20 protein-coding genes are annotated in these 26,289 nt (G+C 42.3%); 8 read left to right on the plus strand and 12 right to left on the minus strand.

The annotated features are described in order from the left end of the window. Nucleotides 1–98 precede the first annotated feature (98 nt). From AC1HJP_RS01440 to AC1HJP_RS01450, 3 genes are all read right to left on the minus strand, one after another. Nucleotides 99–4,253: a hybrid sensor histidine kinase/response regulator gene (locus tag AC1HJP_RS01440; RefSeq protein WP_480359873.1), complete on the minus strand. Its 4,155-nt coding sequence runs from the start codon at nucleotides 4,251–4,253 to the stop codon at nucleotides 99–101. 215 nt (nucleotides 4,254–4,468) lie between these two features. Further along, a complete protein-coding gene (locus AC1HJP_RS01445; RefSeq protein WP_480359876.1) occupies nucleotides 4,469–5,449 on the minus strand; it encodes a glucokinase in 981 nt (326 codons plus the stop codon). A gap of 1 nt (nucleotide 5,450) precedes the next feature. After that, nucleotides 5,451–7,955, minus strand: a complete 2,505-nt coding sequence (locus AC1HJP_RS01450) for a TIM-barrel domain-containing protein (protein ID WP_480359877.1) — start codon at nucleotides 7,953–7,955, stop codon at nucleotides 5,451–5,453. A gap of 237 nt (nucleotides 7,956–8,192) precedes the next feature. On the opposite strand from AC1HJP_RS01450, the gene AC1HJP_RS01455 reads away from it, so the two are divergent. Beyond that, the gene (locus tag AC1HJP_RS01455; protein ID WP_480359878.1) at nucleotides 8,193–9,830 is read left to right on the plus strand and encodes an alpha-glucosidase family protein; all 1,638 of its coding nucleotides are present in this window, start codon (nucleotides 8,193–8,195) and stop codon (nucleotides 9,828–9,830) included. A 74-nt stretch (nucleotides 9,831–9,904) separates the two neighbouring features. Beyond that, complete coding sequence (locus AC1HJP_RS01460; protein WP_480359879.1) at nucleotides 9,905–11,713, plus strand: alpha-amylase family glycosyl hydrolase; 1,809 nt, start codon at nucleotides 9,905–9,907, stop codon at nucleotides 11,711–11,713. Nucleotides 11,714–11,783: 70 nt separating this feature from the next. Here AC1HJP_RS01460 and AC1HJP_RS01465 read toward each other — a convergent pair whose 3' ends face one another. Continuing rightward, nucleotides 11,784–12,800: a hypothetical protein gene (locus tag AC1HJP_RS01465; RefSeq protein WP_480359880.1), complete on the minus strand. Its 1,017-nt coding sequence runs from the start codon at nucleotides 12,798–12,800 to the stop codon at nucleotides 11,784–11,786. 243 nt (nucleotides 12,801–13,043) lie between these two features. Here AC1HJP_RS01465 and AC1HJP_RS01470 point away from each other — a divergent pair, with 243 nt between their 5' ends. Genes AC1HJP_RS01470 through AC1HJP_RS01490 form a run of 5 tightly spaced genes read left to right on the plus strand, consistent with a single transcriptional unit; the run spans nucleotide 13,044 to nucleotide 18,309 of the window. Next, the gene (locus AC1HJP_RS01470) at nucleotides 13,044–13,718 is read left to right on the plus strand and encodes an ABC transporter ATP-binding protein (protein ID WP_480359881.1); all 675 of its coding nucleotides are present in this window, start codon (nucleotides 13,044–13,046) and stop codon (nucleotides 13,716–13,718) included. Next, on the plus strand, nucleotides 13,715–14,716 hold the full coding sequence (locus AC1HJP_RS01475) for an HlyD family secretion protein (protein ID WP_480359882.1): 1,002 nt from the start codon (nucleotides 13,715–13,717) through the stop codon (nucleotides 14,714–14,716). Before AC1HJP_RS01470 ends, AC1HJP_RS01475 begins: the two co-directional genes overlap by 4 nt. After that, the gene (locus AC1HJP_RS01480; RefSeq protein WP_480359883.1) at nucleotides 14,709–15,890 is read left to right on the plus strand and encodes an efflux RND transporter periplasmic adaptor subunit; all 1,182 of its coding nucleotides are present in this window, start codon (nucleotides 14,709–14,711) and stop codon (nucleotides 15,888–15,890) included. Before AC1HJP_RS01475 ends, AC1HJP_RS01480 begins: the two co-directional genes overlap by 8 nt. Further along, nucleotides 15,887–17,077 (plus strand): efflux RND transporter periplasmic adaptor subunit, encoded by a 1,191-nt coding sequence (locus AC1HJP_RS01485; protein ID WP_480359884.1) that lies wholly within the window; start codon nucleotides 15,887–15,889, stop codon nucleotides 17,075–17,077. Before AC1HJP_RS01480 ends, AC1HJP_RS01485 begins: the two co-directional genes overlap by 4 nt. Next, nucleotides 17,074–18,309 carry an ABC transporter permease gene (locus tag AC1HJP_RS01490; protein WP_480359886.1) on the plus strand — a complete coding sequence of 412 codons (1,236 nt, stop codon included), beginning with the start codon at nucleotides 17,074–17,076 and terminating at the stop codon, nucleotides 18,307–18,309. The genes AC1HJP_RS01485 and AC1HJP_RS01490 overlap by 4 nt, the downstream gene beginning before the upstream one ends. 1,001 nt (nucleotides 18,310–19,310) lie before the next feature. Here the strand turns inward: AC1HJP_RS01490 and AC1HJP_RS01495 are convergent. The 6 genes from AC1HJP_RS01495 to AC1HJP_RS01520 all read right to left on the minus strand — a co-directional run bounded on the left by AC1HJP_RS01495 (nucleotide 19,311) and on the right by AC1HJP_RS01520 (nucleotide 24,631). Continuing rightward, nucleotides 19,311–20,942, minus strand: coding sequence for a methyl-accepting chemotaxis protein (locus AC1HJP_RS01495; protein ID WP_480359887.1), 1,632 nt, complete (start codon nucleotides 20,940–20,942; stop codon nucleotides 19,311–19,313). A 257-nt stretch (nucleotides 20,943–21,199) separates the two neighbouring features. Next, nucleotides 21,200–22,207, minus strand: a complete 1,008-nt coding sequence (locus tag AC1HJP_RS01500; protein ID WP_480359888.1) for an alpha/beta hydrolase family protein — start codon at nucleotides 22,205–22,207, stop codon at nucleotides 21,200–21,202. An 82-nt stretch (nucleotides 22,208–22,289) separates the two neighbouring features. Next, complete coding sequence (locus AC1HJP_RS01505; RefSeq protein WP_480359889.1) at nucleotides 22,290–22,901, minus strand: HAD family hydrolase; 612 nt, start codon at nucleotides 22,899–22,901, stop codon at nucleotides 22,290–22,292. A 6-nt stretch (nucleotides 22,902–22,907) separates the two neighbouring features. Beyond that, entirely contained in the window at nucleotides 22,908–23,117 is a 210-nt protein-coding gene (locus tag AC1HJP_RS01510; RefSeq protein WP_480359890.1) for a hypothetical protein, read from the minus strand. A gap of 9 nt (nucleotides 23,118–23,126) precedes the next feature. After that, nucleotides 23,127–23,735, minus strand: coding sequence for a DUF998 domain-containing protein (locus AC1HJP_RS01515; RefSeq protein WP_480359891.1), 609 nt, complete (start codon nucleotides 23,733–23,735; stop codon nucleotides 23,127–23,129). Nucleotides 23,736–23,782: 47 nt separating this feature from the next. Beyond that, nucleotides 23,783–24,631, minus strand: coding sequence for a LysR family transcriptional regulator (locus tag AC1HJP_RS01520; protein WP_480359892.1), 849 nt, complete (start codon nucleotides 24,629–24,631; stop codon nucleotides 23,783–23,785). A gap of 130 nt (nucleotides 24,632–24,761) precedes the next feature. On the opposite strand from AC1HJP_RS01520, the gene AC1HJP_RS01525 reads away from it, so the two are divergent. Then, entirely contained in the window at nucleotides 24,762–25,445 is a 684-nt protein-coding gene (locus AC1HJP_RS01525) for an FMN-dependent NADH-azoreductase (protein WP_480359894.1), read from the plus strand. A gap of 39 nt (nucleotides 25,446–25,484) precedes the next feature. Here the strand turns inward: AC1HJP_RS01525 and AC1HJP_RS01530 are convergent, their stop codons facing one another. Both AC1HJP_RS01530 and AC1HJP_RS01535 read right to left on the minus strand, forming a co-directional pair. Further along, nucleotides 25,485–25,829 carry a Fis family transcriptional regulator gene (locus tag AC1HJP_RS01530; protein ID WP_480359896.1) on the minus strand — a complete coding sequence of 115 codons (345 nt, stop codon included), beginning with the start codon at nucleotides 25,827–25,829 and terminating at the stop codon, nucleotides 25,485–25,487. A gap of 215 nt (nucleotides 25,830–26,044) precedes the next feature. Further along, complete coding sequence (locus tag AC1HJP_RS01535) at nucleotides 26,045–26,251, minus strand: hypothetical protein (RefSeq protein WP_480359898.1); 207 nt, start codon at nucleotides 26,249–26,251, stop codon at nucleotides 26,045–26,047. Nucleotides 26,252–26,289: the final 38 nt, after the last annotated feature.

Raw genomic sequence — 26,289 nt, forward strand, 5'->3', positions numbered from 1 at the left:
AATAGTACAGAGTATACGAAACAACCACCATGTTATGCATACGTATTCAGCGTTATGTGAATCACTAGGTTAAGTCATGGTTAAGTGCGTCATGCTATTTACTTTAATGACCACTCTTTCAGCTTTTCAATGACTTGCTCTTCTACAATTGGTTTTGTGATGTAGTCACTCATGCCCGCATCAAGGCACTTTTGTTTGTCGCCCTGCATGGCATTTGCAGTCATAGCAATAATTGGAATGGCAATATTGCTATCGCCTGCTTCACCTAAACGAATGGCCTGAGTGGCTTGATAGCCGTCCATTTCAGGCATTTGGCAGTCCATTAAAATTAAGTTAAATGGTTCAGATTCATTTGATGAAGAGAGCTTTTCGATAGCTTGTAAGCCGTTCTCTGCTACCTCTGTTTTTATGCCTATATTTCTCAATACTTTTAACGCTACCAGTTGGTTAACCTTGTTATCTTCTACCAATAAGAGATGAACATTGGCAGTCCAATCAGACTCTGAATGAGGTGCAGCTGTTGCCTGTTCAACACTTAAAGCCTGTGAATTGTTTGCTTCAAGCTGATGACGAAGTTCAGCGCTTGCTACCGCAAGGGATTTTAGTAAGGCGGCTTGGGTAATTGGTTTGTAAAAATAGGCATCAACGCCCAGTTCAATAATTTGTGTTTGGCTATATTGCTCGTTGAGCCTACCCATCATGACGAGTTTCGTTTCACTAAAACTGGCTGTGGTTCTAAGTTGTTTCGCAAATGACTCACCTTGCATGCAGGGCAAATACTTATCAAATAGCACAATATCGAAAGCTGCTGTGCTTTGCTTATCTAGTATCTTTAATGTGCTTAGTGCGGCTTCACCGCTAACGCAATCTGTAACTTCTACCCCCCAGGCATCAAGTTGTTTCTTCAGTGCAAAGCGACTAGAACTATTGGCGTCGACGAGCAACAGCTTCAACGCTAGGTGCCTGAGATCGAACCGCTCAGAGGTTGGTTGACTTTGACTCGTTACAAGGCAAGTGATAGTAAAGCAGCTTCCAACACCAACTTCACTGGTGACACTAATATCACCGCCTAGCAACTGACATAAGCGCTTTGTAATGCTCAGTCCAAGGCCCGTACCACCATACTTTCTGGTTGTGGACGCATCAACTTGGCTAAATGCATCAAAGAGTGAGATGAGTTTATCGTTAGGTATACCAATGCCTGTATCGCGGACTTGGCAGTTTAACTCGAAGGTATCTGGCGAATCTGTTGTTAGCAGTTTTGCTGCAATAACAATTTCGCCATGCTCAGTAAATTTAATGGCGTTACTAAGTATGTTTGTCAGGATTTGCCTGATCCGACCCGGATCAGATTTTATGGAAGTCGTTTTAAGCTCAGTTAAATCGAGTACAATCTCAACACCTTTACTTTGCGCGCTGAGTGACATGGATTCGGCAAGTAATTCAATCAGCTCCCTGATATCAAATTCAATATTTTCTAATTCGAGTTTATCAGCCTCGATTTTTGAAAAGTCTAAAATGTCATTGATTAAAGTCAGCAACGAATTGGCACTGGTTCGCGCGATATCGACCGTGTGTGCTTGCTCAGAGCTCAGCTCACCGGCTTTAAGGAGGTTCAACATACCAATCACACCATTCATGGGTGTTCTGATCTCGTGACTCATATTGGCTAAAAAATCTGATTTCAATTGCGTAGCCTCTTCTGCTTTCTCGAGTGCAGCAGCCAGCTCTTTGGCTTGAGATTCTAGTGATGCCGTTTTCTCAGAGACTTGTTGCTCAAGTTTAGTCACAAATTGTTTTTGTCTTGTTATTTCAACTTTTTGCAGTCGTGTTCTTAAATAAATTGCACTGAAAATAAGGGCCAGTAATATCAATGCATAAATACAATATGCCCACCATGTTTGCCAAAGTGGAGGGGATACATGCAGATTAACGGTGAGCATGTTCTTGCTCCATTCCCCGTTACTGTTAGTCGCTTTGACCATAAACGTATAGTCACCGCCATCTAAATTGGTAAACGAGGCAATGTTACGATTGCCGATTTCAATCCATTTATCGTCATAGCCCTCTAATTTGTATGCGTATTGGTTTTTGTTGGGGGAAATAAAGTCTAAAACTGCAAACTCGAAAGAAAATACATAATCTAGATAAGACAGGTTGATGTCAGTGACATAAGAGTAAGGCATATCTAACTGTACAGGTTGCCCCATCACGTTAAACCCAGTTAATATTAAGTTTGGGTCAGCTTGGTTGCTGGTCAAAGAAGTAGAGCTAAAGTACTCAATACCACGCTGACTACTGGTAAAGAAGGTGTTATTACTGCCCTTTACAAGGCTATTTGGGTAATAATTTAAGCCTAACAAACCATCTTGGCTGTCAAAGTTTTTTATGGTGTCGTTTTTGGGTGAATACTTAGAAACCCCTTTGTTTGTGGTAAGCCATAGATAGCCTTCAGCGTCATCGGCGATGGCTCTAATTAAATTGGTGGGTAGTCCATCTTCTTTTTTTACATGTTTGAAGTTTTGTGCATCGGGTTGGTAAAGGTTTAGTCCCTTTTGCGTGGCAATCCATATCTCGCCACTTCTTGTTTGGTGTATGTCCTGGACTATACTGCCGAGCAAGCTATCAGGGTTGTAGCGGTTATTCTTAAAGGGCATGAAAAACTGCATATCTTCTTGCCATAAGTTCGCACCATCGCCTGTGCCTACCCACATATTGCCTTTATTGTCCTTAAAGATTTCGAGCACTTCGGGGTGGGTCAGGCCATAAGTTGAATCTAGGTGTGTGAACTTTCGTTGTTGTGGGTCGTAGGTATAAACCCCGTTTTTATATGTACCTATCCAAATTTTGCCAAAGGTATCGGCGTTTAAGGCGCGGATCTCTCTAAACTCTTTGTGGCCGGGGTCGTCTTTGGGATAAGTGATTAACTCTATATTTCGCGTAACGAGATCAAACGTTGCCAGCCCCTCATCTTGCGCAACCCAGAGTAAATTATCATCAGATAAATAGAGCACTGGGCGCTCTAGCAAGCGGTTGTTATTAAAGCCATTTTCCTCATTAAAAATCGCGCTTGAGAGCTTTTCAAGTTTTTGAGAGTCAATTTGCCATTTGAACAATTCGGAGTTGGATGTTGCGATTAGTAAGTCACCGTTTGTATCGCTTAAAATACCATTAGGTGCCACAAGCTCAGGGTTTTGGATTGATTTAAATTTTCGATGTGGAACGAGTTTATAAATGCCCCGTACCTCATTGGTGATCCAAAGCGTTCTGCCACTGTCTTCGAAAATAATGCGCAAGCCATTATTGTGCTCTAATTCGAGTTGCTTGATTTCATCATCGGCAGGGTCGAGCCTAAACACCCCTTTGCTGGTGACAAACCAAATAAAACCCTCTCTGTCTTCAATCATTGAGTTAACTTGGCCTAGGTTCTTATTATTAAACAGGCCTAGTTGCGTAAATTGCTTTGTATCTAAGTTGAATTTAAAAGGACCTTGCTGTGTGCCAACATAAAGTTTGCCACTTCGGGTCTTGAGGATATGGCGAATTTCGTTCGCACCGGTTGGAGTGGTATTGCTTGGCTCAGGAAAATAATACTCAAAAGTTTGATTTTTTTTATCAAATAAATTGAGACCGAAGCTGGTAGCAACCCAAAGGGTGTCTTTATCTTTATTCTCAATGTCCCAAATACGATTGTGGCTTAAGCCTGCGGTTGTTTCTGTGGCTTTTTTTATATGAGAAAATTGGTTAGCGCCTAAATATAGGTTTAGTCCTTGATCGTATGAGCCAAGCCATATTGAACCATCTTCATCGTGATGAAGAGACTGAATACGGTTTGCTGAAATAGAGTTGCTGTGTTTTGGGTCATGTAAATGATTATCGAATCTACCAGTGGCAGGGTTATATTTATTAGCTCCGCCGCCCCATGTGCCAATCCAAATATTCCCGTTTCTATCTAGCATTAGATTGCCTGCATCATTATGCGAGAGGCCGTTGTCATTCATGCTGTCAAATTCAAACAAGGTAACTTTGCGGCCGTCATAACGCATTACGCCATTTTCGGCGGTGCCAAACCAAATCAGCCCTTGTTTATCTTGAATGATGGAGTAGATTTCAGATGATACAAAGCCGTCTTCGGCAGTGAGCTTTTTTACCGAATATTCGTTGATTAGCAATGGGATTTGCGCGTAGCTGTTGCTTGAAATAATAAGTAGCAGCATGAAAACAGCATGCGCGAATTTAAATAGTTTATCCATAAAAGGCTTTTGATATTTTTAGAGGCAGCACGGTTAATTTAAGCCTAGTTTAAAAAAGGAACTATTTCTAATTAAAAGAAAGTAAATTTAGCTGGTTTTTTAGCGGTTTAGCTGAAGGAGGAAGGGATAAAAAAGCACAACATTTGATAAATAAATCATTAAGCTAAAAGCTAAGTAAGAGCTCTACTTAGCTTTTAGCTTTTAGCTTTTAGCTTTTAGCTTTGCATCGCATAAGCCGCAGCACCCAGTAGGCCTGGCTGGCTTTCTGTGATCACATAGGTCGGTGCTTGACGCGGAATGTGTGATAAACGGCCTTTATTTTCAAAGCGCTCTCTAAACGCCGTTGATTTTAAGAAATCAACAAAGCGCGGCACTATGCCACCGGCGATATAGACACCGCCGACGCTATTGCATGTTAGCGCCAAATTACCTGCAAAGGCGCCGAGTACACGACAAAACACATTGAGAGCAAGGTTGCAGTATTCGCAGTCATTGCTTAAGCCGCGCTCCGACACTTGCTGTGCAGAGAGCTTTTCAGTGTTTGGATTTTGTTTAATGGCAGAAACAGCCTGATAAACCTGCTCTAAACCATAACCAGACAGCAATTGCTCGTAAGAAACGCGCTGCTTAATCTTGTTTAAGAAACGCAAAATCTCGATTTCGAGCTCGCCAACAGGGGCATAATCAACATGACCGCCTTCGCCACTGACACAGTGCCATTTGTCACCAACAGGTATTAGATTCGCAACACCTAACCCTGTACCTGGGCCACACACTGAAATAGGTTTACCTGCAACGGCTTCACCATCACCGATTTTCACTTTTTGTGCATCATTCAAAAGTGGAATAGCCATAGCAATGGCAGTGTAATCATTAATCAGCGTTAAAGACTCAAGCTTTAATGTCTCTTTTAATGCCGATTGAGAAAACTGCCAAGGTAGGTTTGTCATCGAAATTAAGTCATCATCCACCGGACACGCAATCGCTAAACAAGCACTTAATCGGCTGTCTTCTAATTGCTGCTCGCTGATATACAGCTTTAATACTTCGGCAAGACCAGCATAATCAGCACATTTATAGGTGCTGATATTACGGTAATAGCCGTCGGCTTGCTCGTCGACAATAGCAAGACGAATATTGGTGCCGCCAATGTCGGCGATAATACGGGTTAAAGACTCAGACTGTTGTGTTGTCATGTTATTGAACCTGTAGTGTCAGTGGCTGATGCTGCCAGTTAAATTTCACCGTTAAGGTGCTGTTTTTATTATTCCAATCATAAGATTGAATGATTTGGTCGCCTACCTTAACCTGCTTTGGCTGCTGTTGCCAGTTATGGATTTTTAAGGTGATCTCACGTGCTTTTGGCATGCCCTTGTAGCCTTTGCCTTGACGCATAAGCAGCATGCCCAGTTGGCTATTATTCTGCTTCGCTGCGAAGTTAAGTAGTTCAAACTCGCCACGTTTGTCGGCATTCATGGTATGGCCATCGTCTTCATACATACTGCCTGTGGCATTTTGTACTTGAGCATCAGCCCAATAATGTAAGGTTAGGTGCTCAGAGCTGTAGTTTTGCGTGGTTTGGAACTTCTCAACCATAGGCACAAATGCCCCCGCTTTAACGAACACAGGGATTTGCTCAAGGTTTACTTCGACTTTATGTGCTTTGCCACCTTCGAATTTTTTGCCTGTGAAATAATTAAACCACACGCCTTCTGGCAGCGTAACGTCGACAGAACTTAAATTCGCGGAGGTAATTGGGTGTACAAAAAACGCGTCGCCCCATAGGTAACTGTCTTTGTTCGAAAGGTCTGTATTGGCAACGTCACCCATAAAGGTTGGTCGCATCAGCGGTAGACCTGATTGACTGTTTTGATACGCTAACGTGTAGTTATAAGGCATTATTTGGTATCTAAGTTCGATGAACTTGCGTAAAATGTCTTGTGTTTCTTTATCGTGGAATACCACTTCTGATGGAATATGTTCTTGGCCGTGAGGGCGATAAATTGGTTGGAATACACCGTATTGTAACCAACGGATATACAGCTCTTTATTAAACTGCTCACCACCGGCAAAACCACCTAAGTCTGAGTGCGTGTAGCCCAAACCAAACATGCCCATTTGCAGTGATAACTCAACTTGTGGTTTTAATCCGCCCCAAGTTCTATTCACATCTCCAGTCCAAGGGATCATACCGTAGCGCTGAGAGCCTGCAGCACCAGCACGCATTAAAATAAATGGACGTTGTTTAGGTTGCGTCGTTTGTAAATGTTGAAATAACATTTTTGCCCACTGATGACCGTAGGCGTTATGAATGGCATCTGCAGATACTTGCTGGCCATTATCTAAAGTGTGTAATGCATCACTCGGGTGTACTTCTGGTTCACCTAAATCGCCCCACCAACCTTGTACACCTTGTTCAGCAAGCTCTTGATAAATATTGTTAAACCAGTTTCGACCTTTGTCGTTGAAGACGTCGACAATGCCAGTATTACCAAAGTAAAAATCAAACGTTTTTGGGTTGCCTTCGGCATCTTTAGCCAGCACTTTTTGCGCAACTGCATCGTCCCAACGTTTTGAACTCGAAAGAATAAATGGTTCAGTGATCAAAATAGGTTGAATGCCTTGCTTACGTAGTTCGCGCAGCATTTTTTCAGGTTCGGGAAACGCGTCTTTATCCCAAGCAAGGTTGCCCATATGGCCCTGAATGTCCTTACCAAACCAATATAAGTCAATGATGATTGAGTCGAGTGGGATATTCAGCGCTTTGAATTTGGCAACTGTGTCCATCACTTCTTGTTGTGTGCGATAGCCAAAGCGAGAAGCAAAATTACCAAACGCCCAGCGAGGTAACATGGGCTGTGTGCCACTGATATCGGTGTAGTTGGCGATAAGTTTAGGGTAAGAATCACCCGCCACGACAATATAAGCGTTACGCCCTGCCACAGCTTCGAACTGCAAAACATTGTGTTCTGACTTTGCTAAATCAACCCAGCCTTTGGCGCTATTATCGAATAACAACATATATTGTTTATTCGACATCACCGCAGGCAAGCTGTAATTCATTTGTACTGATTCAGTTTCGTAGCCGTAGTGCGCACGGTTGTACAAAGGCAAGCGATGGCCGCGGCGGTCCATACCTAATACGCGCTCGCCTGTACCAAGTAATTGCTCACTGTCATTTAAATTAAAGCGAACACCATGTACGTTATGTGTCTGAGTTTGGCTGTCATGCTGTTCAATCACTGTGCCTGAGTAAAAGCCTTGCTCTTCTTTTACCAGTAATTGTTTGCCTTTAAAGTAACTTACTGAATAAGGCTGCGTGGTAATTTCGACACGCATATTGCCTGCTGAGCCAACAAGCACATTGCCTTGCTGTGAAGTCTTTTGACTGAAGAGTAAGGTGTGGTCTTGGTGTGTTTCACTGATGGTATAAGAAGGCAGGTTACTTGCCGACACCGCGGCTTGTTTGGCATTGAATACCGCTTCAATGGCACTGTCATTGAGTGCAGAGAAGGTAACATCACCCAGTGTTGTGGTAACCGTCAGCTCACCATTTTGATAGCTGTGAGACACATATTTATGCGCTTTTGATGCAATCGTATAAGGTTTGTCATTGTTCTTATTTTCAACAGCTTGTGCTGCAATTAGTGGGTTTAAAACCAGCCCTGTAACTAGGCTAATACCCAAAAAAACTTTACTCACACCCAACCTCTTTGTCATTTTTCTTGATGATTGCATCATAGCGTCATTCATAAAACTGCAAATCCTGAATACGTATGCAAAGGCTGTTACGAAAAAATCATAACGCGTATTCTTTATGACAATATTATAACGACTATCCGATTATGCCTCGGGTCTTTTAAAACTAAGTGCCACTAACCGTGACACTGAGAACAAAATGAGGTGTAGGGCGATGAAGAAGAGTCTTTGGGGTTTTAAATGAAAGAACAAATGTGGTGGCGCGGCGCCGTTATTTATCAGGTATATCCACGCAGCTTCTATGATGCCAACCAAGATGGTATCGGTGATATTCCGGGTATCATCGCAAAATTAGACTACATCAAAAGCTTAGGTGTAGATGCGATTTGGGTATCGCCATTCTTTAAATCTCCTATGAAAGACTTCGGTTACGACATCAGCGATTATCGCGATATCGATCCGTTATTTGGTCAGTTATCAGATTTTGATGAGCTGATCGCCAAAGCCCATGACCGTGGCATTAAGATCATGATTGACCAAGTATTGAGCCATACATCTGATCAACATGCGTGGTTCTTAGAAAGTCGTGAAGATAAAACTAATGACAAAGCTGATTGGTACGTATGGGCTGATGCTAAGCCAGATGGCACACCACCAAATAACTGGATGTCGATTTTTGGTGGCGTTGCGTGGACGTGGGAACCGCGCCGTCAGCAATACTACTTACATAACTTTTTAACCAGTCAGCCAGATCTTAACTTCCATAACCCAGAAGTACGTCAAGCAACCCTTGATAATATTGAGTTTTGGCTAAAACGTGGTGTAGATGGCTTCCGTTTAGATGCAATTAACTTCTGCTTCCATGACGCGCAATTACGTGACAACCCGCCTAAAGCGCAAGAGCTGCGTACCAATATCGGTTTTGACTCAAAGAACCCGTATGCGTATCAGTACCATTACTACAACAATACCCAAGATGAAAACTTGGGCTTTATGGAAGACATTCGCGCACTATTAGACAAGTACCCGGGCACAGTCGCGCTAGGTGAAATCTCGTCTGAAGATTCATTAAAGACCATGGCTGAGTACACCCAAGGTGATAAGCGCCTACACATGGGTTATAGCTTTGACCTGCTAACAGATGACTTCAAAGCAAGCTACATTAAGCAAGTTGTAGAGTCATTAGAAGCACGCGTATCGGATGGTTGGCCATGTTGGTCTGTGTCGAACCATGATGTGATCCGTGTTGCGAGCCGCTGGGGCAGAACGCAAAACGCTGAAGGCAATGCAACGCTCGCGAAAATGCTGTATGCGATGATCTCATCACTGCGCGGAAGTGTTTGTAGCTATCAAGGTGAAGAGCTTGGTCTGGTTGAAGCTGAAATTGCTTACCAAGATTTACAAGACCCGTATGGCATTACGTTCTGGCCACAATTCAAAGGTCGTGATGGTTGTCGTACTCCACATCCTTGGGAAAGTAAAAAAGATAATGCGGGTTTTAGTACTGCTAAACCTTGGTTACCTGTGCCAGCAGCGCATTATACTACTGCAGTAGATACCCAAGAACATGATGAAAACTCAGTACTAAATAGCTACCGTCATTTCAGTGCATGGCGTAAGGGCTTTGAAGCAATTCTTTATGGTGACATTGAGTTTATTGAGACGCCAGAGCCAATTCTTGCGTTTAAACGTAGCTACAATGGCCAGACACTTTTAGTCTGCTTTAACCTAAGTAATGAAGCGCAAACAATCAGCCTTGAGCAGTTAGGTGTAAGTGAGCTATCACTTATTACAGATCACAAGCTTGTGACAGCGACCATTAATGACAACAACTTAGAAATGCCAGCGTTTGCGAGCGTTTATGCAAAGCTTTCTTAGTCGAAAGTAAGCATGATACCAATCCTCAAAATAGACTAATTAATTTAGAGGATTGGTATAAAAAAGGAGATCCTATGTTTAAATCACCACTGAATAAAATTGCCCTGTCGCTGATGTTAGCGACAGGTCTTACAGCGTGTAGCCAATCAGCGAATACGGCAAAAAATACTGTAGCGCAGGCGAATACCGCAGTTGCAGCAACCAACGTTGAACAGTTTGAGCGCAAAGCGGCTAAGCTGACACCGTATCAGCAACGAGATTTTCGTGATGAAGTATTCTACTTTGTGTTGCCAGACCGTTTTTATAATGGCGATCCGAGTAACGATATGGGCGCAGCTGTTCACGACACAAAACGAGCGCTATCTCGTGGTGGCTTAGACGTTACTCACAAAGGTATGTATCACGGTGGTGATTTAGCAGGTTTAACTAAAAAGCTGCCTTACCTAGATAACATGGGTATTACCGCGATTTGGTTAACGCCCGTGCTACGTAACCGTGCAATGCAAGCCGATACATCGGGTTACCACGGTTATTGGATCTTAGATTTTACCGAGATTGACCCGCACTGGGGCTCAAACGCTGAGCTTAAAAACTTCATTGACCAAGCGCACGAACGCAATATCAAAGTGTACTTTGATATCATCACCAACCACACGGCTGACGTGATCAAATACGAACAGTGTCATGGTAAAGATGGTCTAGGGTGGTTAGTAGAAGGTGACCGCTGTCAATTTAAAGACAGCAATACACCAGAAAACGAGCGTTATAAGCCACTGATCCCTCAAGGCGAAGAAGCCGTTAAAGTACCCGCTTGGCTAAACGACATTGATTTGTATAACAACCAAGGTGATTCACACTGGTCGGGTGAAAGCTCAATCAAAGGCGATTTTGCAGGGTTAGACGATGTCGACACCACACAACAAAAAGTGGTTGATGGCATGATCGACATCTACAAAAACCTGATCACCGAGTTCAAGCCTGACGGTTTTAGAATTGATACGGTAAAACATGTAGATATGTCATTCTGGGAGCAGTTCTCCCCAGCACTGATGGAGCATGCTGCCTCATTAGGTATCAACAACTTTATGATGTATGGCGAAGCGTATAGCTTTGAGCCTGAGCTACTTAGTACTTTCTTAACTGAAGGTAAAATGCCATCGGTACTCGACTTTGCACTGCAAGGCAGCATTGAAGCGGTTGTGGTGAATCAAAAAGGCACAAGCGAACTGACCAAGCTTTTCGCGAAAGATCATTTATACAAGCATGAAGATGGTTTTAATGCCAATCACCTTGTGAGCTTTACGGGTAACCATGATATGGGCCGTATTACATATCGCTTAAAAAGCAGTGATTTTAATTACAGCGAAAGCGAAATGGTTGAACGTACTCTTCTAGCCCATGCATTGATGTACTTTAGCCGCGGTGTACCGGTGATTTACTACGGTGATGAGCAAGGCTTTGTGGGCGACGGTGGCGACCAAGATTCAAGACAAAACATGATGCCATCATTTGTTAAAACCTATAACGATGATGACCTGTTAGCCACAGATAAAACCACAGCTGATGACAACTTTGATACATCGCACTTGTTCTATCAGCGTTTTGCTGAATATGCTGAGCTATATCAAGCGCATATCGCACTGCGCCAAGGAGAGCAAAGCATTCTATTCTCACAGGATGAACCAGGCTTATTCGCCATCAAACGTGCGTATCAGGGTGAGAAAGGTAAGCAAAGCCTAGCGGTTATCTTTAATACCAGCACGAAACCTCAGAGCATTAAGCCGACGGGGATGAGTGAAAATGCGAAACTGATTTATCAATCAGCTGAAGGTGAAAAAGGCCAAGTAGCCGGCCTTGGATTTAGCGTTTATCAGCTAGATTAAGACACAATTCATCACGCCGAAAAAAGCCCCATTTGCTTATGCAGATGGGGCTTTTTTGTGAATTCTCTAGCTATCTCAAAAACGCAAGCTGCTCATAGTGCTCTAAAAATGTTTTCAAATTAGGCGAGAGCTCGATGGCAATAAAACTCACGTCTTCGACTTGTTCGACCTTGCTTACCCTGGCGACATCCTCAGCAGCAAATTGCCAATATTGTTGATCATACTTAGGGCCTCTGACTGCTCTAAGCAAAGACTTGTAGTAAGCCTTATAATGTTCGCCAAGCTCGGCATCGACTTCTTCGAGTGTGATGCGAATATTATTGTTTAGCTCTAACCATTCTCTCGATTTTTTAAGCTGTTGCTCAAATGGGAAGGCCATCATGCTTTCTACAGCGGCGTCATCGAATAGCTTAATATTTTTCTGAGCGTCTTTTAGATTGGCTTTTAAGCCAGCACAAAGCGCATCACAAGTTTCTGTTTTAACAGTGTTTAATAGCTTTTGCTGCAGTAACTTTAGCTGCTCAATGTGCTGCGTGTTTAACTTGATTAAACGGTAAGCCTGATTGCTTTGTTGCCAAGGCGTTAATGCAATTGTTTTTTCTGAGCTTTGAATCAGTGAATTTAGTTGAAATAAGTATTCGTTTAACTCAATGATATTCCATTCTATTGGTGCTTCACTTAGCAGTCGCTGCCCTTGTGAAATTAAAGCAGAGTGTTTGTCTAATAAGGTATGGGTGCTTTTAACTAACTTTTGTAAAGCGTCGTCGCTGAGAATTTGTTTAAGAATAGTGTCGGCCGCCATTGAATTGTCTAATTGCTTTGCCTCAGCGGCTAAATTAAATGCAGCTATCAGCTCTTTTTGAGTAAGGTGTGCTTGTGACTGTGTGACTTTTTCAATGGCTGCTTTGTGCTCTTGTGCTCGATGTTTCCATGATGTCTCACCAAGTTCAACAAGTTGCTGCGCGAGTTGATATTGGCTTTGGTGATCTCGTTGCACTTCAGCTTGGTAGTAACTCTCTTCTAGTTTACTTTCTTTACTACAAGCACTAAGAAGACAAATACTTAAATATATTAGGCTTTTTCTCATTACATTCACTGTTTTCCATAACCTTAAAGTCACTATAGTGGAAACAGGCTTGAAATGTAACCATTATTATTTTGCATTTTATGTTTCATTAGTAACGCTTTTTTTACTATAAGGTTAACTTTTGGTAAATCGGTACAGTTTGATTTATTGTCACTAAAATCAGTCGCTTATGATAGTTGACTCAGTTGTTCACATTGTATACGGTGAATATCTGATAAAAATAATAATCAAGGATTGTAGCAAGTGATTGAAGTAAAGAACTTATATCGCGAATACGGCAGTGGGGAAACGCGCGTCACCGCGTTAAACGATGTTTCTATCTCCATTGATGAAGGCGAGTTCGTTGCCATTATGGGCTCTTCGGGCTCAGGAAAATCAACCCTCATGAACATATTAGGCTGCCTTGATACGCCGACACAGGGTGAATATTTTCTCTCGAGCCAGTCTATTCAAGATATGCGCGATGAAGACTTATCGAAAATAAGAAATGAACGTATCGGCTTTATTTTCCAAACCTTTCACCTTTTAACCCGTTTGAGTGCACTTGAAAATGTCACTCTGCCGCTTCGTTACAGTGAGACCTCTCCAGAAGAAGCCAAACAAAAAGGCTTAGCCATGCTTGCGAAAGTTGGGCTTGATCATAGGTCGGGACATAAACCGAATGAAATGTCGGGCGGTCAAAGACAAAGGGTGGCCATTGCCAGAGCCTTAGTGAATGAGCCGAAAGTCATTTTTGCCGATGAGCCTACGGGTAACTTAGACAGCAAAACCTCTCACGAAATAATGTCATTGCTATGTGATTTACACTCGCAAGGGCACACCATTGTTATGGTGACCCACGAAGACGATATTGCCGAGTATGCAAAGCGCATCATAAGAATGAAAGATGGCGTGAAAATAGAGGACAGCCGCCGATGAAAGCTAATTTAAAACAACGCACATTAAAACCATTGTGTTTGGCTTTGTTACTTTCAAGCTCAATTTTCAGTGCCAATAGCTTTGCCGAGCAGGATGCTCAAAGCATTTTCATCACCGGTGAAATCAAAGCTGGAGATAGCCAAACTTTCTTTTCGCCACAAAGTGATACTTGGCGTGTGCAAATTGAATGGATGTTGCCAGAAGGCGAAGTGGCTAAGCCCGGCGATGTCGTAGTGGTATTTGAAGGCGGCTCAATTGCAAGCACCATAGAACAAGATGAAGTAAGTCTTAACAATGCGCAAGATGAGTTAAAAAGGCAGCAGAATAAAGGTCAGCAGGCGATCTTAGAAGCTGAATTTGCGTTAACGCGCGCAGAGCTCTTACTTGAAAAAGCGAAAATAGACGCCGCAGTGCCGAAAAGTCATGTCAGCGTGTTCGACTACGAAGAAAATCAGCTAAAGCTCGAGCAAGCGGTGATCCAAAAACACAAAGCCAAAGCCAGTCTAGCTGAAGCAAAAACCACTGCGCAGGTAAATATTCGTAAACAAGAAATCGAAATCGCACGTTTACAAATTAATTTAAAAGAAAATCGCGAGCGCTTAAACGACTTAACCCATAAGGCAACCAATCAAGGCCCGATCTTATATGCAAATCACCCTTGGTATGGCTCTAAGTTATTTTCGGGGGCGACTGCACAACCAGGCTGGAAAATTGCAGAAATTCCAGCGATGACAGGACTCTACCTTGAGGCTTGGGTACATGAAATTGATTATAAGCACCTTACGCTTGACCAAAGCGTTAATTTGACCCTAGACGCCTACCAAAAAACACCGATTACAGCCAAGTTAACTAATTTATCGACTCAGCCGGAAGAGCGTAAAGAATGGGGAAAAGACGCCTATTATCGTGCGGTTTTCTCATTTGATGAAACTCAAAAGCTAAAAATACTGCCGGGGATGACTGGGCGTGTGCGTTTGCAAGGAGGTCAAAGTGAATAAGTTTAAATTAGGTGTACTAGCCAGTGTTGTCGCTTTATCGTTAGTAGGCTGTGGCAGTGATGAATTTGACTATCATACAGTCGAGAAAACCAGTTTTCAGTTGGCTGTACAGGCCAATGGTGAACTAGAGTCAGCAAAACAGTCGTTGATTGCGCCACCTTCCATTGCTCGCATGTGGCAATACAAGGTGAAGTTTCTAGCGCCTGAAAATAAACAAGTAAAAAAGGGTGAAGTGGTTGCTGCATTTGACGACAAACCTGTCCGCGATCGCTTAATTGATAAAAACAGCGAATATGATCGAGCAGTCAAAGAGCTTGAGAACCAAAAAGCACTCGAAATTAAAAACCAAGAAGAGCTTAAACTTGCCCTTGCCGAAGCGCAGATGAACTTCGATATTGCAGAGCGTAAAGCCGATATTAAAGATGATTCGCTTTCAGACAATGATAAGCGCAAGGCGCAGATTGATTTCACCATTGCCAAAAATGACCTAACGCTGGCGCAAAGAAAGCTGGCGTTTCAAAAAGAGACCAAAGCACTCAATATTCGTTTAGCGGAAGGCAAAGTAGGTCGCTTGAAGGCCGAAGTAGACGCACTAAAGCAAGACATCGAAAGGCTTAAAGTCAAAGCCCCTATGGATGGCATTGTGATGTATTACAGCAATGCCAGTGGCGAAAAGCCGACAGTCGGTGAGAGTGTGCAATTTGGACAACCTGTTATTGAGATGGCTGTGATAGAAGACATGCAGGTGAAAGCGCAAATTGATGAAGCTGACTTTGGCCGTATTGCCCTTAATCAACATGTTAAAGTCACCATAGATGGTCCTGAGCCGCTAATTACTTCAGGTAAAATCACCACCATTGGCAGTGCTTTTCGCGAAAAGTCACCACAAGACAAACGCCGCATAGTCGATACCCTGATCACCTTAGATGACATTGATGCTGGAATTATGCGTCCAGGCTTAACAGCTCGGGTAGAAATCGCCACAGATAAAATTGAAAATGTTTTAGTTGTGCCTATCTCGGCCTTACACAATGAGCAGTCAAGTGGCGAGCGAGCCAGCGCTTATGTGATAGAAAAAGGCGGCGATAAACTGCCTGTTCAAGTCGGTAATATCAGTAATGGTTTTGCTGTGATCACAGAGGGGGTAAAACAAGGAGATGAGGTACGTCTATGAAATATTTAGCGATAGTGATCAGTGCATTACTACTAACGGCTTGTTCAGAACCGGCAGAAGTTGATGCACAATTAACATATACGGTCCAGACTGCGCAATTTAAGAACTATGTTGAAGCAAAAGGTGAGTTAATCGCAGCAACAGAAACTGTGATCAGTACTCCCGCTTCATCTCGTGGTCCACAAACGCTCGCATGGTTAATGCCTGAATATTCGCAAGTAAAAAAGGGTGAAGTGGTAGCGCGATTTGACGGTCGTGTTATGAGTAAGCAAAAGCGCGAAAGTGAATTTTCAAACGACAAGGTCTCACAAGACTTATCTGGCAAAAATACTGAGATTGACACAAGAAGAAAGCATTTGGGGTACGACATTGATATTGTAGAAGAAGAAAAGCAATTTGCTGAAACCTTCTCAATTGATGATGTTCGCATCATCTCTAAACTCGATATCTTAGAGCAGGCGCAAAAGGTAGATTACCTAAATGCCAAAACAGACTATTTTAATTGGCAATCAGAACAATTTAATAGCAGTGCCCAAGGTGAGTTGGACCTCTTAAATATGCAAAGTCAGCAGCACCAAAGCAAAATTGATATGCTCAATGGCAATTTGTCGTCATTAGAAGTTGTTGCCCCTCACGATGGTTTGTTAACGCACAGTGTAAACTGGCGCGGCGAAAAACCAAGGGCCGGGCAAACACTTTGGCCGGGCCAGAAAATAGCGGGTTTACCAGATATTTCTGTGATGCAAATTAAGCTATTCGTAAAAGAGCGTGAAGCTATTAACTTGCAGCAAGGCCAAACACTGGAGTTTTCTTTGATCTCAGATCCGAGCAAAACTTTTACAGGTAAAGTGACCAAGCTTGCGCCATTTCCGAAATCAATCAAACGCCAAGACCCGCAAAAATACTATGAGCTGACCGCCAGTATTGATGAGCAAGGTGCACATTTGCGACCAGGTCTAAAAGTCACGGCAAATATCATTGCCAACCAAGCAGCCGAAAAACTGGTTGTGCCTAAGTTTAGTGTATTTGCCGATGAAGACGGTGCGTATGTGCAACTTAAAACGGCGTCGGGTTATAGCAAAACCCCTGTGAGTTTGGGGCAAAGCAACTTAAGCCATGTTGAAATTACTCAAGGCCTCTCAGAGGGAGATGTGATTGCGTTGGTCGATAAGGAGGGCAAATTATGAATCTAGTGGGCTTATTTAAAGATGCGGTAGTACAGTTACAGCAGCATAAATTACGCACCTTTTTGACACTGCTTGGCATGATTTTCGGGGTAGGTGCGGTAATCGCCATGCTAAATATTGGCGAGGGCGCTCAACGCGAAGCATTGAAAATGATCGACTCTATGGGCCTTAATAACGTCATTGTTGAAGCCAAAGACTTTGAAGAAGAAGAGCTGAGAGAGCAACGTAAACACTCAGATGGTCTGTCGCTCAATGATGGTAAAGTCGCCGTTGAAGCCCTGCCATTTATCACTGATTTTGCCGCAGAGAAAGTAGTCGAAACCTACCATGTATTCAGTGAATACGCTAAGTTCGAAGGCCAAGCCGTGGGGGTCAGTGAAAACTACTTCAAGCTGGCGCATTTCGATTTAAGTGCAGGGCGTTTGCTAAACGAACAAGACGGACAACACTTTTCACAAGTGGCGCTGCTCGGTGCCAATACCGCTAAAACCTTGTTTCCACTTGGAGATGCAGTAGGCAAGTCAGTGAAAATTAATCATCTGTGGTTTGAAGTCGTAGGCATTTTAGAAGCCTCTTTTTTGAAAAAGAAAGAGTTTCAAGGGGTAAAGCTAGGTGACGAACAAAACCAGATTTTTATCCCGTTAAAAACAGCCATTCACCGCTTTAAAAGTGAATTACTCGACCCGGAAATATCGCGTATTAAGCTGGCAACTGAGCCGGGCTTTAGCCCCGTGATGGCCGCGCAAGCCATTGATGCTTTGGTCAAGGGTCGTCATAACGACATTGATGATTACAAGCTGATTGTGCCTGCTGCGTTATTAGCCCAGCAAAAACAAACCCAGCAAATTTTCAATATTGTGATGTCGTGTGTGGCAGGCATTTCACTACTGGTGGGCGGTATCGGTATCATGAATATCATGCTGGCAACAGTGTTAGAGCGCACCAAAGAAATTGGTTTACTGCGCGCCATTGGCGCCACGCAAAAAGACATTCAAGTTCAATTCATTACTGAGAGTTTTACTATCTCAATCTTAGGTGGCTTGCTTGGTGTGTTTTTCGGTATCGCTTTATCTGAGTTGATCGCCTTCTATTCAGAATGGGCGGTATCTTGGTCGCTCAGCGCCATTGTTTTATCGTTCAGCATCTGTGCGCTGGTGGGTTTGACATTTGGTGTTTACCCAGCGATTAAAGCGTCAAAACTTGATCCGATAGAAGCACTGCAGAGTGATTGATTTTAGGTGGAGTAAGCGAGTTAGAAGGGATGAGTTAGCGAGCTGAAAGCGACAAGCTTAAAGTTAAAAGCGGTAAGCTTTAAGCTAAAGTGTAAAAACGCAGGTGCAGAGATATACCTGCGTTTTTTAAGCATATTTATAGCTTATCGGAATTATTTTAATACTTCAAAATACGCTAATTATTGTAGGCGCTGATTTATCCTGCGCATGAAAGCACGATGTAAAATCGCGCCTACAAGGTTACCAACAACGAATTTGTTGTATGGAAGTTCTAAAGTCTCAGAACCAACCAATCCTTTAGCGCTGGTTTATCCTGCGCAAAAAGCGCGATTTGAAATCGCGCTTACAGCAATCACCTGTTTAGTTTTTTGAATGTAGGTCGTCGTTTACGGCGACAAAGTTTTTATGCTCCGGTAGCACCGACTTTATGTCGGGTATTTTATGTCGCCATGGTTTGAATATCTTGTCGGGCTGAAGCCCGACCTACAACATGAACTTACCTAAAATCTCAGAACTAACCAACCCTGCAGACGCTGGTTTATCCTGCGTAAAAAAGCGCGATATAAAATCGCGCCTACAGCAATCACCTATTTAGTTTTTTGAATGTAGGTCGTCGTTTACGGCGACAAAGTTTTTATGCTCCGTTCACACCGACTTTATGTGGGGGATTTTATGTCGCCATGGTTTGAATATTTTGTCGGGCTGAAGCCCGACCTACAACACGAACTTACCTAAAACCCTAGAACTAACAAATCCTGTAGGCGCTGGTTTACCCTGCGCATAAAAGCGCGATGTAAAATCGCGCCTACATTATCTATAGCAACCAACATAGCGAATGTATGGGGATGTTCTATAAGGCTGAGCTAACAGCTCACTGTAGGCGCTGGTTTACCCTGCGCAAAAAAAAGCGCGATATAAAATCGCGCTTACTTTTCAAGTCAAAAATTGTTTTGCAGTCAGTGGCGGTACTTCACACATACCGCGCTCTGACATTCACATTTTTAAACCTTAAACTCTCTCACTAAATCACTTAACTCTTGCGACATAACACTGAGCTGTTGGCTTGCAGCATGGGTGTGTTCAGCACCGGTTTCTGTTTGCTCAGAAACCGCAGCGATGCTAGCCATGTTATCTGCAATGACTGCGATGTTATCAGACTGCAATTGCGCGGCGGCGGCAATCTCAGCGTTTGAAAGCTGGATAGCCTGCATCGCGCCATCTACTTGCTGTAACGTCTCATTACACTGCTTACTGATCAACAAGCCTTCATTGGCAGACTGTTTACACAGCACCATTTCATCAACAGTGGCTTTTACCCCTGTGTGAAGTTGGTTAATAATAGCCTGAATATCTTCTGTTGATTGCTGGGTACGCATTGCAAGCGTTCTAACTTCATCAGCTACAACGGCAAAGCCTCGGCCTTGTTCTCCTGCTCGAGCAGCTTCAATCGCGGCGTTGAGGGCAAGTAGATTGGTTTGCTCAGCTACCTTTTGGATCACATCAAGTACTTCGGTGATTTTATCTGAGCTATTTTGTAGCTCCTTCACCGCATGCTCTGCGCTATCTACTCGTTCAGCCACTTCATTGATTGAGACAGCGTTGTCATTAATGTGCTTTAAACTCTGAGCTGTTAACTGTCCAGCATGTTCTACGTTATCAAGGGCACTTTGTGTTTGTTGAAATACTTCTTGGGCAGACTCGTTTAAGTGGCTAACTTTGTCTTGCACTGACGCAGTTTCTTGATGCTGTTCAACAATGCCGGTTTTAATTTGTTGTGTTACCACAGATAACTCTTCGGCTTGAGACGCTAACGACATGGTATTCTCGTTAATGTTGTCTAGCACATGTCTAAACTGGGCATTACTTTCATTAAAGGCGCGTCCCATTTCAGATAACTCATCATTACCTTGATGCTTTAGCTGAATCGTCAGATCTTTCTCATTTGCAACTTGAGTCATGGTGCGAGTCAGTTTATTCAATGGCTTTGTGATATTACGTGCCACATATTGCGAAACAATCAGTAATATTGCGATGTAAACCAACATTTCAATAAGAATGCTACTCAAGGTCTGGTAGTAGGTCTCTTGAATATCAGTTAGGTAAATCCCCGTGCCAATTACCCAATTCCAATGTGCCTGTTTTTGTACATACGATACCTTCTCTTCTTGTTCAGTTGACCCTGGCTTTGGCCATTGGTACGTAACAAAGCCTTGACCATATTGTTCAGCAGTATCAACAAATTGTGTAAAAGCATTACGAATAAATGGTTTTACATGTGTTGTCATTGATTGGTTGTTAAGTGCGGGTTTAATCGGGTGAGCAACCATGTCACCTCGGTTGTCGAATACAAAAAAGTAGCCTGACTCACCGAAACGGGTGTTATTGATCAAATACTTTGCTTGTGCTTGCTTTTGCTCAGTGGTTAGGTTGGCTGACTTGGCAATGGCATTCAATTGAGAGCTAACAGATTCCACAAGGCCAATCGCCTTTGTTTGTCTTTCAGCTGTCATTGTGTCTTTCAGTTTGTTTGCAGCAGAGAGTTGGATCCCCACTATAATTGCGATAGAGATAGCAATAGAGATTCGCAGCTTATTGGCAACTTTTACTTTGCCAAGCAGGCGGTTGATGTTCAAAACAATGACCTCACATTTTGTATGTATATTGTTAATGAAATGGCTGAGGGTGGGGAGTTTACCCTAAAAAGGTGCAATAATGAGATTTATTTTTATTAATGAGTTATTACTTTTTGGATCTTTATATGCAAAAACCTGATTAAACATCAGTTTTTTATTATTCAGTTAATGTAAATGAAAGTGAAAATTAGTAATGGTTTTAGATTAGAAAGGTAAGAGAGGCATAAACCAAGTTCTGATCTATGCCTCTTTTTATCTTATAAATGGGCTTTAAACCAGTTCACAATCTCAGCATCGGCTTGCGATTTAGAGCGTTCTAAAAAGTGATTGTCTTCAGGATAAAGCACTAACTTGTGCGGTACTTTATGCTTTTTGAGTGCGGCTGCTAAATTCTCAGAGTGAGTAGCTGATACGCGCTTATCTTTTCCACCATGGATCAGCAAAATTGGTCTGTCTTTTGGCAGGGTATCTACCCAACTTAACACTGAGCGCTTGGCCAGTTCTTGGTCTTTATTTTGTGCATAATTTGGAATTCGGTTTTTATAGACTTTTTCCATATTGGCACGTATCTCAAGACCTGCTTTTAAATCGGCGCTACCGGCAATGGTCGCAATGGCTTTGATTTTTGAAGTTTGCTTAGCGGCCAAATGTGTTTGCATACCGCCTCGACTCGCGCCAAACATACCAATTCTATTGGTATCTGCACCGTTTACATAAGGTATTAAATCTAGCAGAGCTAATACATCGTTAACGTCTTCTCCGCCAAATTGGTCAAGGTTATCATCTTTGCTGAAAGTGCCTCGATATTGTGAGCCAATGATCACAAACCCGTGTTCGGCAATTGGAAATAGGTTCGCCATCATTGCGCCAAATACCACACTCCCAAAGTTACCATTACCCCCTCGGTTATAAATTAAGGTTGGTAAAAGTTGCACTGAACCTTTCGGTTTGATGACATAACCCCAGACATCATTACCGTCGACCTTGTATTTAAAGTTTGTGCAATCTAGCTTCTCTTTGAAAGCATTAAACTGTTTTTCACCAAAGCGGTCATCAAACACTTTCATGCGTTGAGCGATTTTCTGAGGCTCAGTCACCCTTCTTTTGATTTTATTTTCGATCATGCCACGCCAAATACCATAAGTTTCAAAGCGACCGCTAAAGCAACTTTTTTGTTGTTCCACTTGTTGGTTGTTAATTGTTGGAGCTGCAAGTGCGCTTAAAGAGGAAAGTAGGGCTGCAGTTAAAATAAGAGGTTTAAGCATTGAACATCCGTTTATTCTTGTTTGTACCTAAAATATCTTTTGATAACGGCTCAAGTCAATGAAAAACATGGTTTAGTTTAGATTATTGCTTCACCCAATTCATATATTGTTCGTCGGCTAGAGACAAAAGTGCATGGTCTTCTGATGTGTCACCATAGGCGTAAATACGTTTAAATTGGTCGAGATTAAACATTGATTTTACCCTCTCAGCCTTAATGTGATTGCTCACATCTCCGTTTAGATAAAGCCCTGTAAATTTGCCATTTTTAGTTGCAAGCTCACTACAAATTAGCCCGATACCAAGTGACTTACACCAAGGCTCTAAGTACAGGTTTAAAGAAGCTGACACAACAACAACGGTATCACCTTGTTGTAAGTGCCATTGCAAACGCTCAATGGCTTGTTTGCGAAGGTGTTTGGGGATCACCGTAAGCGCGTATTCTTCTCCAATAGGGTACAGGAAGCGGATGGGTTTGTTTTTATAAGCAACAAAGCTTGCTAACTTTCGCAAAGTTGGCGCTGGGAAAAGGCCTAGTTTATAAAATCCATATAGAGGAAGTAATGTCAGCCTAATTAACAAAGCCCGCTTTTTTGTCGCTGAAAATTTTAAGAATTTAGTGAACATATCGGCATCGGTTAAGGTGCCATCAAAATCAAAAAGGGCTAAGTTCTTATTACTCAACTTGTCAGTCATATGGGCTTAACCATGCAAATGAGCCTGCAAGTGCGGCTCTAGTTGCTTTATTAGGTTGGTGACCTTGGTTGATTGAATATCTAAAAACAGCCAGCCATCAGTTCCCATGATCTCTAGCTGCGATATTGCCAGGGCTTTTTGATCTGAAGCTTCTCCAGACACTCTAAAAATACCTAACGGCGTATGTATGCGACTAATTTCAAAAGATTGCTTCATTATTGATTATCAATAAAAAGAGATTACTAGAGAGAACACGCTCAACCATGCCAGCTGCGTGCCATAAGAAATACGCTGATATAGCCCGACTTTTTGTTTTTGAACATAGGCCTTTTTCATCAATATAAGAGTATAAATAGTAGCGATAAGGCTCATGATCGAAAAAGCTTTAAACGCGAAACTGTTAATGGCAGATAGCGGCGCGATTAGCATGAATATGGGGGCTAGCAACAGTGAAAGCAACATAAATAACCCCGCCCACGAATGGATGTTACAGTCACGACTCGGCGCTTTGGTGTATGGATCTGAATCCATCGGAAAGAAGCCCGCTACCCAAGTGCCTAGACCATGCACGACAATACATAACCCAGTCAGTTGTAGCCATATATTTGACTCTAAGTTAAATACATAGACTCCAAAGAGGCAAAACAGTACACCGAGCGGGTAGTTATTGATAAGCGGAGAAAACCTTTGTGTTGGGCTACCAGCGGCACCTAATTCGCTACAAAACTGCTCGCTATGATTGTAGTTTGGGTAAAGCTTTGCAGCATAAAACACACCTAAAACTAACCAAATTGACGCGATTAACCCCATTAAAGACATGACTTGTTCAAGCATCTGATAACTTTCCTTAATTCATCTTTTACTCGAAGCTTATTGTTTCATTACAGCATGAGATTGTCTAACCATTCGACGAACATATGGTTGTGTCTAGTGGTGTTCTTTTGCTTGTTTTCGATGTAATAACAAAAGTCAGAATCGATAGCTTGGGTATTTAACTCTGCAAGTAACCCCGCTTGTCGGTAGCCTTGAGTGAGCGTGTTAGAGCAAAACACATAGGCGTTTTCGAGCATGGCTTGTTGAATACCAAACAGCTCTTGATCGAAATACTTAACGACAACGTGTTTGTCTTGCAATGCATTAAGGGCAAGCCAGTCTTTAAGAGGGGCTTTTGGTAAAGCGTTGTTTTTCCACTTGGTAGTGTAAATGGTCACACTATCATTGTTGCTGAATTTATCTGCGACATGCGGTGCACTAAACAAATTAAATTGCTCGCACTTGATGATATCTGCTTGGTTTTGTTGCTCACTTATTCCAAACCGAACGGGTAAGGTGAAGTTATCTGTTGTAAGTTGCTCACCACTGGTGATATTGACAGTTATCTCAGGGTATTGCTGATAAAAGTGGTGTAGTGCTGGAATAAGCACTAATGCGGCGAAGGAAGAGGTGGTTGCGACGTTGATCAATTTGTCTTTCGCCGTCACTTTATCAATACCAGCTTGTATGATGCTAAAGCCTTGGTTTGTGGCTTCTGCCAATTGTCTTCCTGCAGCTGTGAGCGTGACTTTTCTTGTTTCACGAGTAAACAAGTTCACATTGAGTCGTTGCTCAAGGTTATTTATGTGGTGAGAAACAGCTGTGGGTGAAATTGCCAGCTCTGTGGCTGCTGCTTTAAAACTCCCCAGTCTTGCTGCTGACTCAAATGCTTTTAGTGCGGGTAATGAAACATTCATAGCGCTATCGTTAACTTAAAAAAGCAAGATAGATAAGTTTAACTCATCTGTAAATGTTTTTTACTCGTTTGTTTAAGTATCAAAAAGTGACAAAAATGACACTCTAATTAAACCAATGAGGTATTAAAAAATGTGTGTTGTATTACATATAGATGCAAGCGTAAGAGCGGTTTCTAACGACAATCCTGATCATGATTCTATTTCTAAAAAGCTGGCAAGACTATTTATCTCCGAGCTGAAAAAGCAAACTCACATAGATGAGTATATGTATCGAGATATCGGAGTGACCCCTCCGCAGTTTATTACGCAAGATTGGATTGGTGCGGTGTTTACACCAAAGGCCAAAAGAATGGCACAGCAACAGCAAATCTTGGCTCAGTCTGATGCGTATATTGCTGAGCTTGCAAAAGCGGATCTGATTGTAATGTCATCGCCCATGTACAACTATGGTATGCCTGCACAGCTCAAGGCGTGGTTTGATCAAATCATTCGTATTAATGAAACCTTTGACTTTGACTTAACCCGTGGCGATAAGCCTTTAGCGCCGTTAATGTCGGGTAAGACTTTGGTTATTATTACTTCAAGTGGTGAATTTGGTTTTGAAAAAGGCGGTATCAACGAAGTGCATAGCCATTTAGTGCCGCATCTTCGCACTTTGAGTAAATATTTGGGGGTTGATCGGATTTACGAAGTCGCCTCTGAATATCAAGAATTTGCAGACGAACGACATAAAAATTCAATGAACATGGCAGAGCAGAAATTAAGCGCTATTGCCAGCGTTTTATCTGAGAAGAAAAGTGTGAATTTAAATTGATTTCAGCTCTAGGTAACTAGCTTTTAGTTACCTAGCTTCCTAGTTACCTAGTCTTCTAGCCCAATTACCGTTATGTTCAGCTAGGCAGTTCTCTTCCGAGTCGTAACTGACCACTTTAGCCACTGACTTTATTTTTAACTTCATCATATTTAACTCTTTGCTGATAAGATTGAGTAAATATGCATTCTGTGACGAGTTTAAGTAGTCATTCAATTGTTCGTTGGTATCAAACACACAGGTGATCTTTAAGCTATTTGGAAAATCTGAGTAGTTAGCTTGGTGAGTTAGCCACTGGAACCCTTCGATATCTTTGAGGGCGGCATCACATACTTGAGTAAGCGATTCTCTGAGTTGATTGTCTATTTTTTTGTCGGACTTACGCATAGAAAAATACCTGAACTGATCTATCACATTGATTGACTTAGGCGGGCAGTATACAGGGCTAAAAGCCATTTGAAATCGAATTATATAGGCAAAGCTGATCATAGGTTTTATCTCATTGTTGTAACCTCATCCTGTGGCTGTGAAAAATGGCAAAGCCAGAGTATGCTCGATGTAATGGCATTACCCTGGCAGTTAGAATTTAAAGTAGTTTTGCATCAGTTGTACCCTAAAATACAAGCTTCTTCGCGAGATGCTTCATGCTTTTCACCCATAAATTGCTCGTTTAAATCATGCAACTTGCACTCTTGCTTAGACATCATCTCAAGCACTTGTTTGCGATAATCGTGTGAGCTATTGAAAAGCTGTGCATTTAATTCAGGAAATAATTCTTTAAGGTTTTGATAAGTAGTTAGCGTATACATGGTGGCTTCCTCTTTAACTTCATCTTTAATTTACTCAC

It is taken from the genome of Pseudoalteromonas sp. NFXS53 (assembly GCF_056629255.1).

What these genes read in the sequence shown, in the direction of transcription:
- AC1HJP_RS01440 (WP_480359873.1), bottom strand. Translation starts at nt 4,253, where the DNA reads ATGGATAAACTATTTAAATTCGCGCATGCTGTTTTCATGCTGCTACTT.
- AC1HJP_RS01445 (WP_480359876.1), bottom strand. Translation starts at nt 5,449, where the DNA reads ATGACAACACAACAGTCTGAGTCTTTAACCCGTATTATCGCCGACATT.
- AC1HJP_RS01455 (WP_480359878.1), top strand. Translation starts at nt 8,193, where the DNA reads ATGAAAGAACAAATGTGGTGGCGCGGCGCCGTTATTTATCAGGTATAT.
- AC1HJP_RS01460 (WP_480359879.1), top strand. Translation starts at nt 9,905, where the DNA reads ATGTTTAAATCACCACTGAATAAAATTGCCCTGTCGCTGATGTTAGCG.
- AC1HJP_RS01465 (WP_480359880.1), bottom strand. Translation starts at nt 12,800, where the DNA reads ATGAGAAAAAGCCTAATATATTTAAGTATTTGTCTTCTTAGTGCTTGT.
- AC1HJP_RS01475 (WP_480359882.1), top strand. Translation starts at nt 13,715, where the DNA reads ATGAAAGCTAATTTAAAACAACGCACATTAAAACCATTGTGTTTGGCT.
- AC1HJP_RS01485 (WP_480359884.1), top strand. Translation starts at nt 15,887, where the DNA reads ATGAAATATTTAGCGATAGTGATCAGTGCATTACTACTAACGGCTTGT.
- AC1HJP_RS01490 (WP_480359886.1), top strand. Translation starts at nt 17,074, where the DNA reads ATGAATCTAGTGGGCTTATTTAAAGATGCGGTAGTACAGTTACAGCAG.
- AC1HJP_RS01500 (WP_480359888.1), bottom strand. Translation starts at nt 22,207, where the DNA reads ATGCTTAAACCTCTTATTTTAACTGCAGCCCTACTTTCCTCTTTAAGC.
- AC1HJP_RS01505 (WP_480359889.1), bottom strand. Translation starts at nt 22,901, where the DNA reads ATGACTGACAAGTTGAGTAATAAGAACTTAGCCCTTTTTGATTTTGAT.
- AC1HJP_RS01510 (WP_480359890.1), bottom strand. Translation starts at nt 23,117, where the DNA reads ATGAAGCAATCTTTTGAAATTAGTCGCATACATACGCCGTTAGGTATT.
- AC1HJP_RS01515 (WP_480359891.1), bottom strand. Translation starts at nt 23,735, where the DNA reads ATGCTTGAACAAGTCATGTCTTTAATGGGGTTAATCGCGTCAATTTGG.
- AC1HJP_RS01520 (WP_480359892.1), bottom strand. Translation starts at nt 24,631, where the DNA reads ATGAATGTTTCATTACCCGCACTAAAAGCATTTGAGTCAGCAGCAAGA.
- AC1HJP_RS01525 (WP_480359894.1), top strand. Translation starts at nt 24,762, where the DNA reads ATGTGTGTTGTATTACATATAGATGCAAGCGTAAGAGCGGTTTCTAAC.
- AC1HJP_RS01530 (WP_480359896.1), bottom strand. Translation starts at nt 25,829, where the DNA reads ATGCGTAAGTCCGACAAAAAAATAGACAATCAACTCAGAGAATCGCTT.
- AC1HJP_RS01535 (WP_480359898.1), bottom strand. Translation starts at nt 26,251, where the DNA reads ATGTATACGCTAACTACTTATCAAAACCTTAAAGAATTATTTCCTGAA.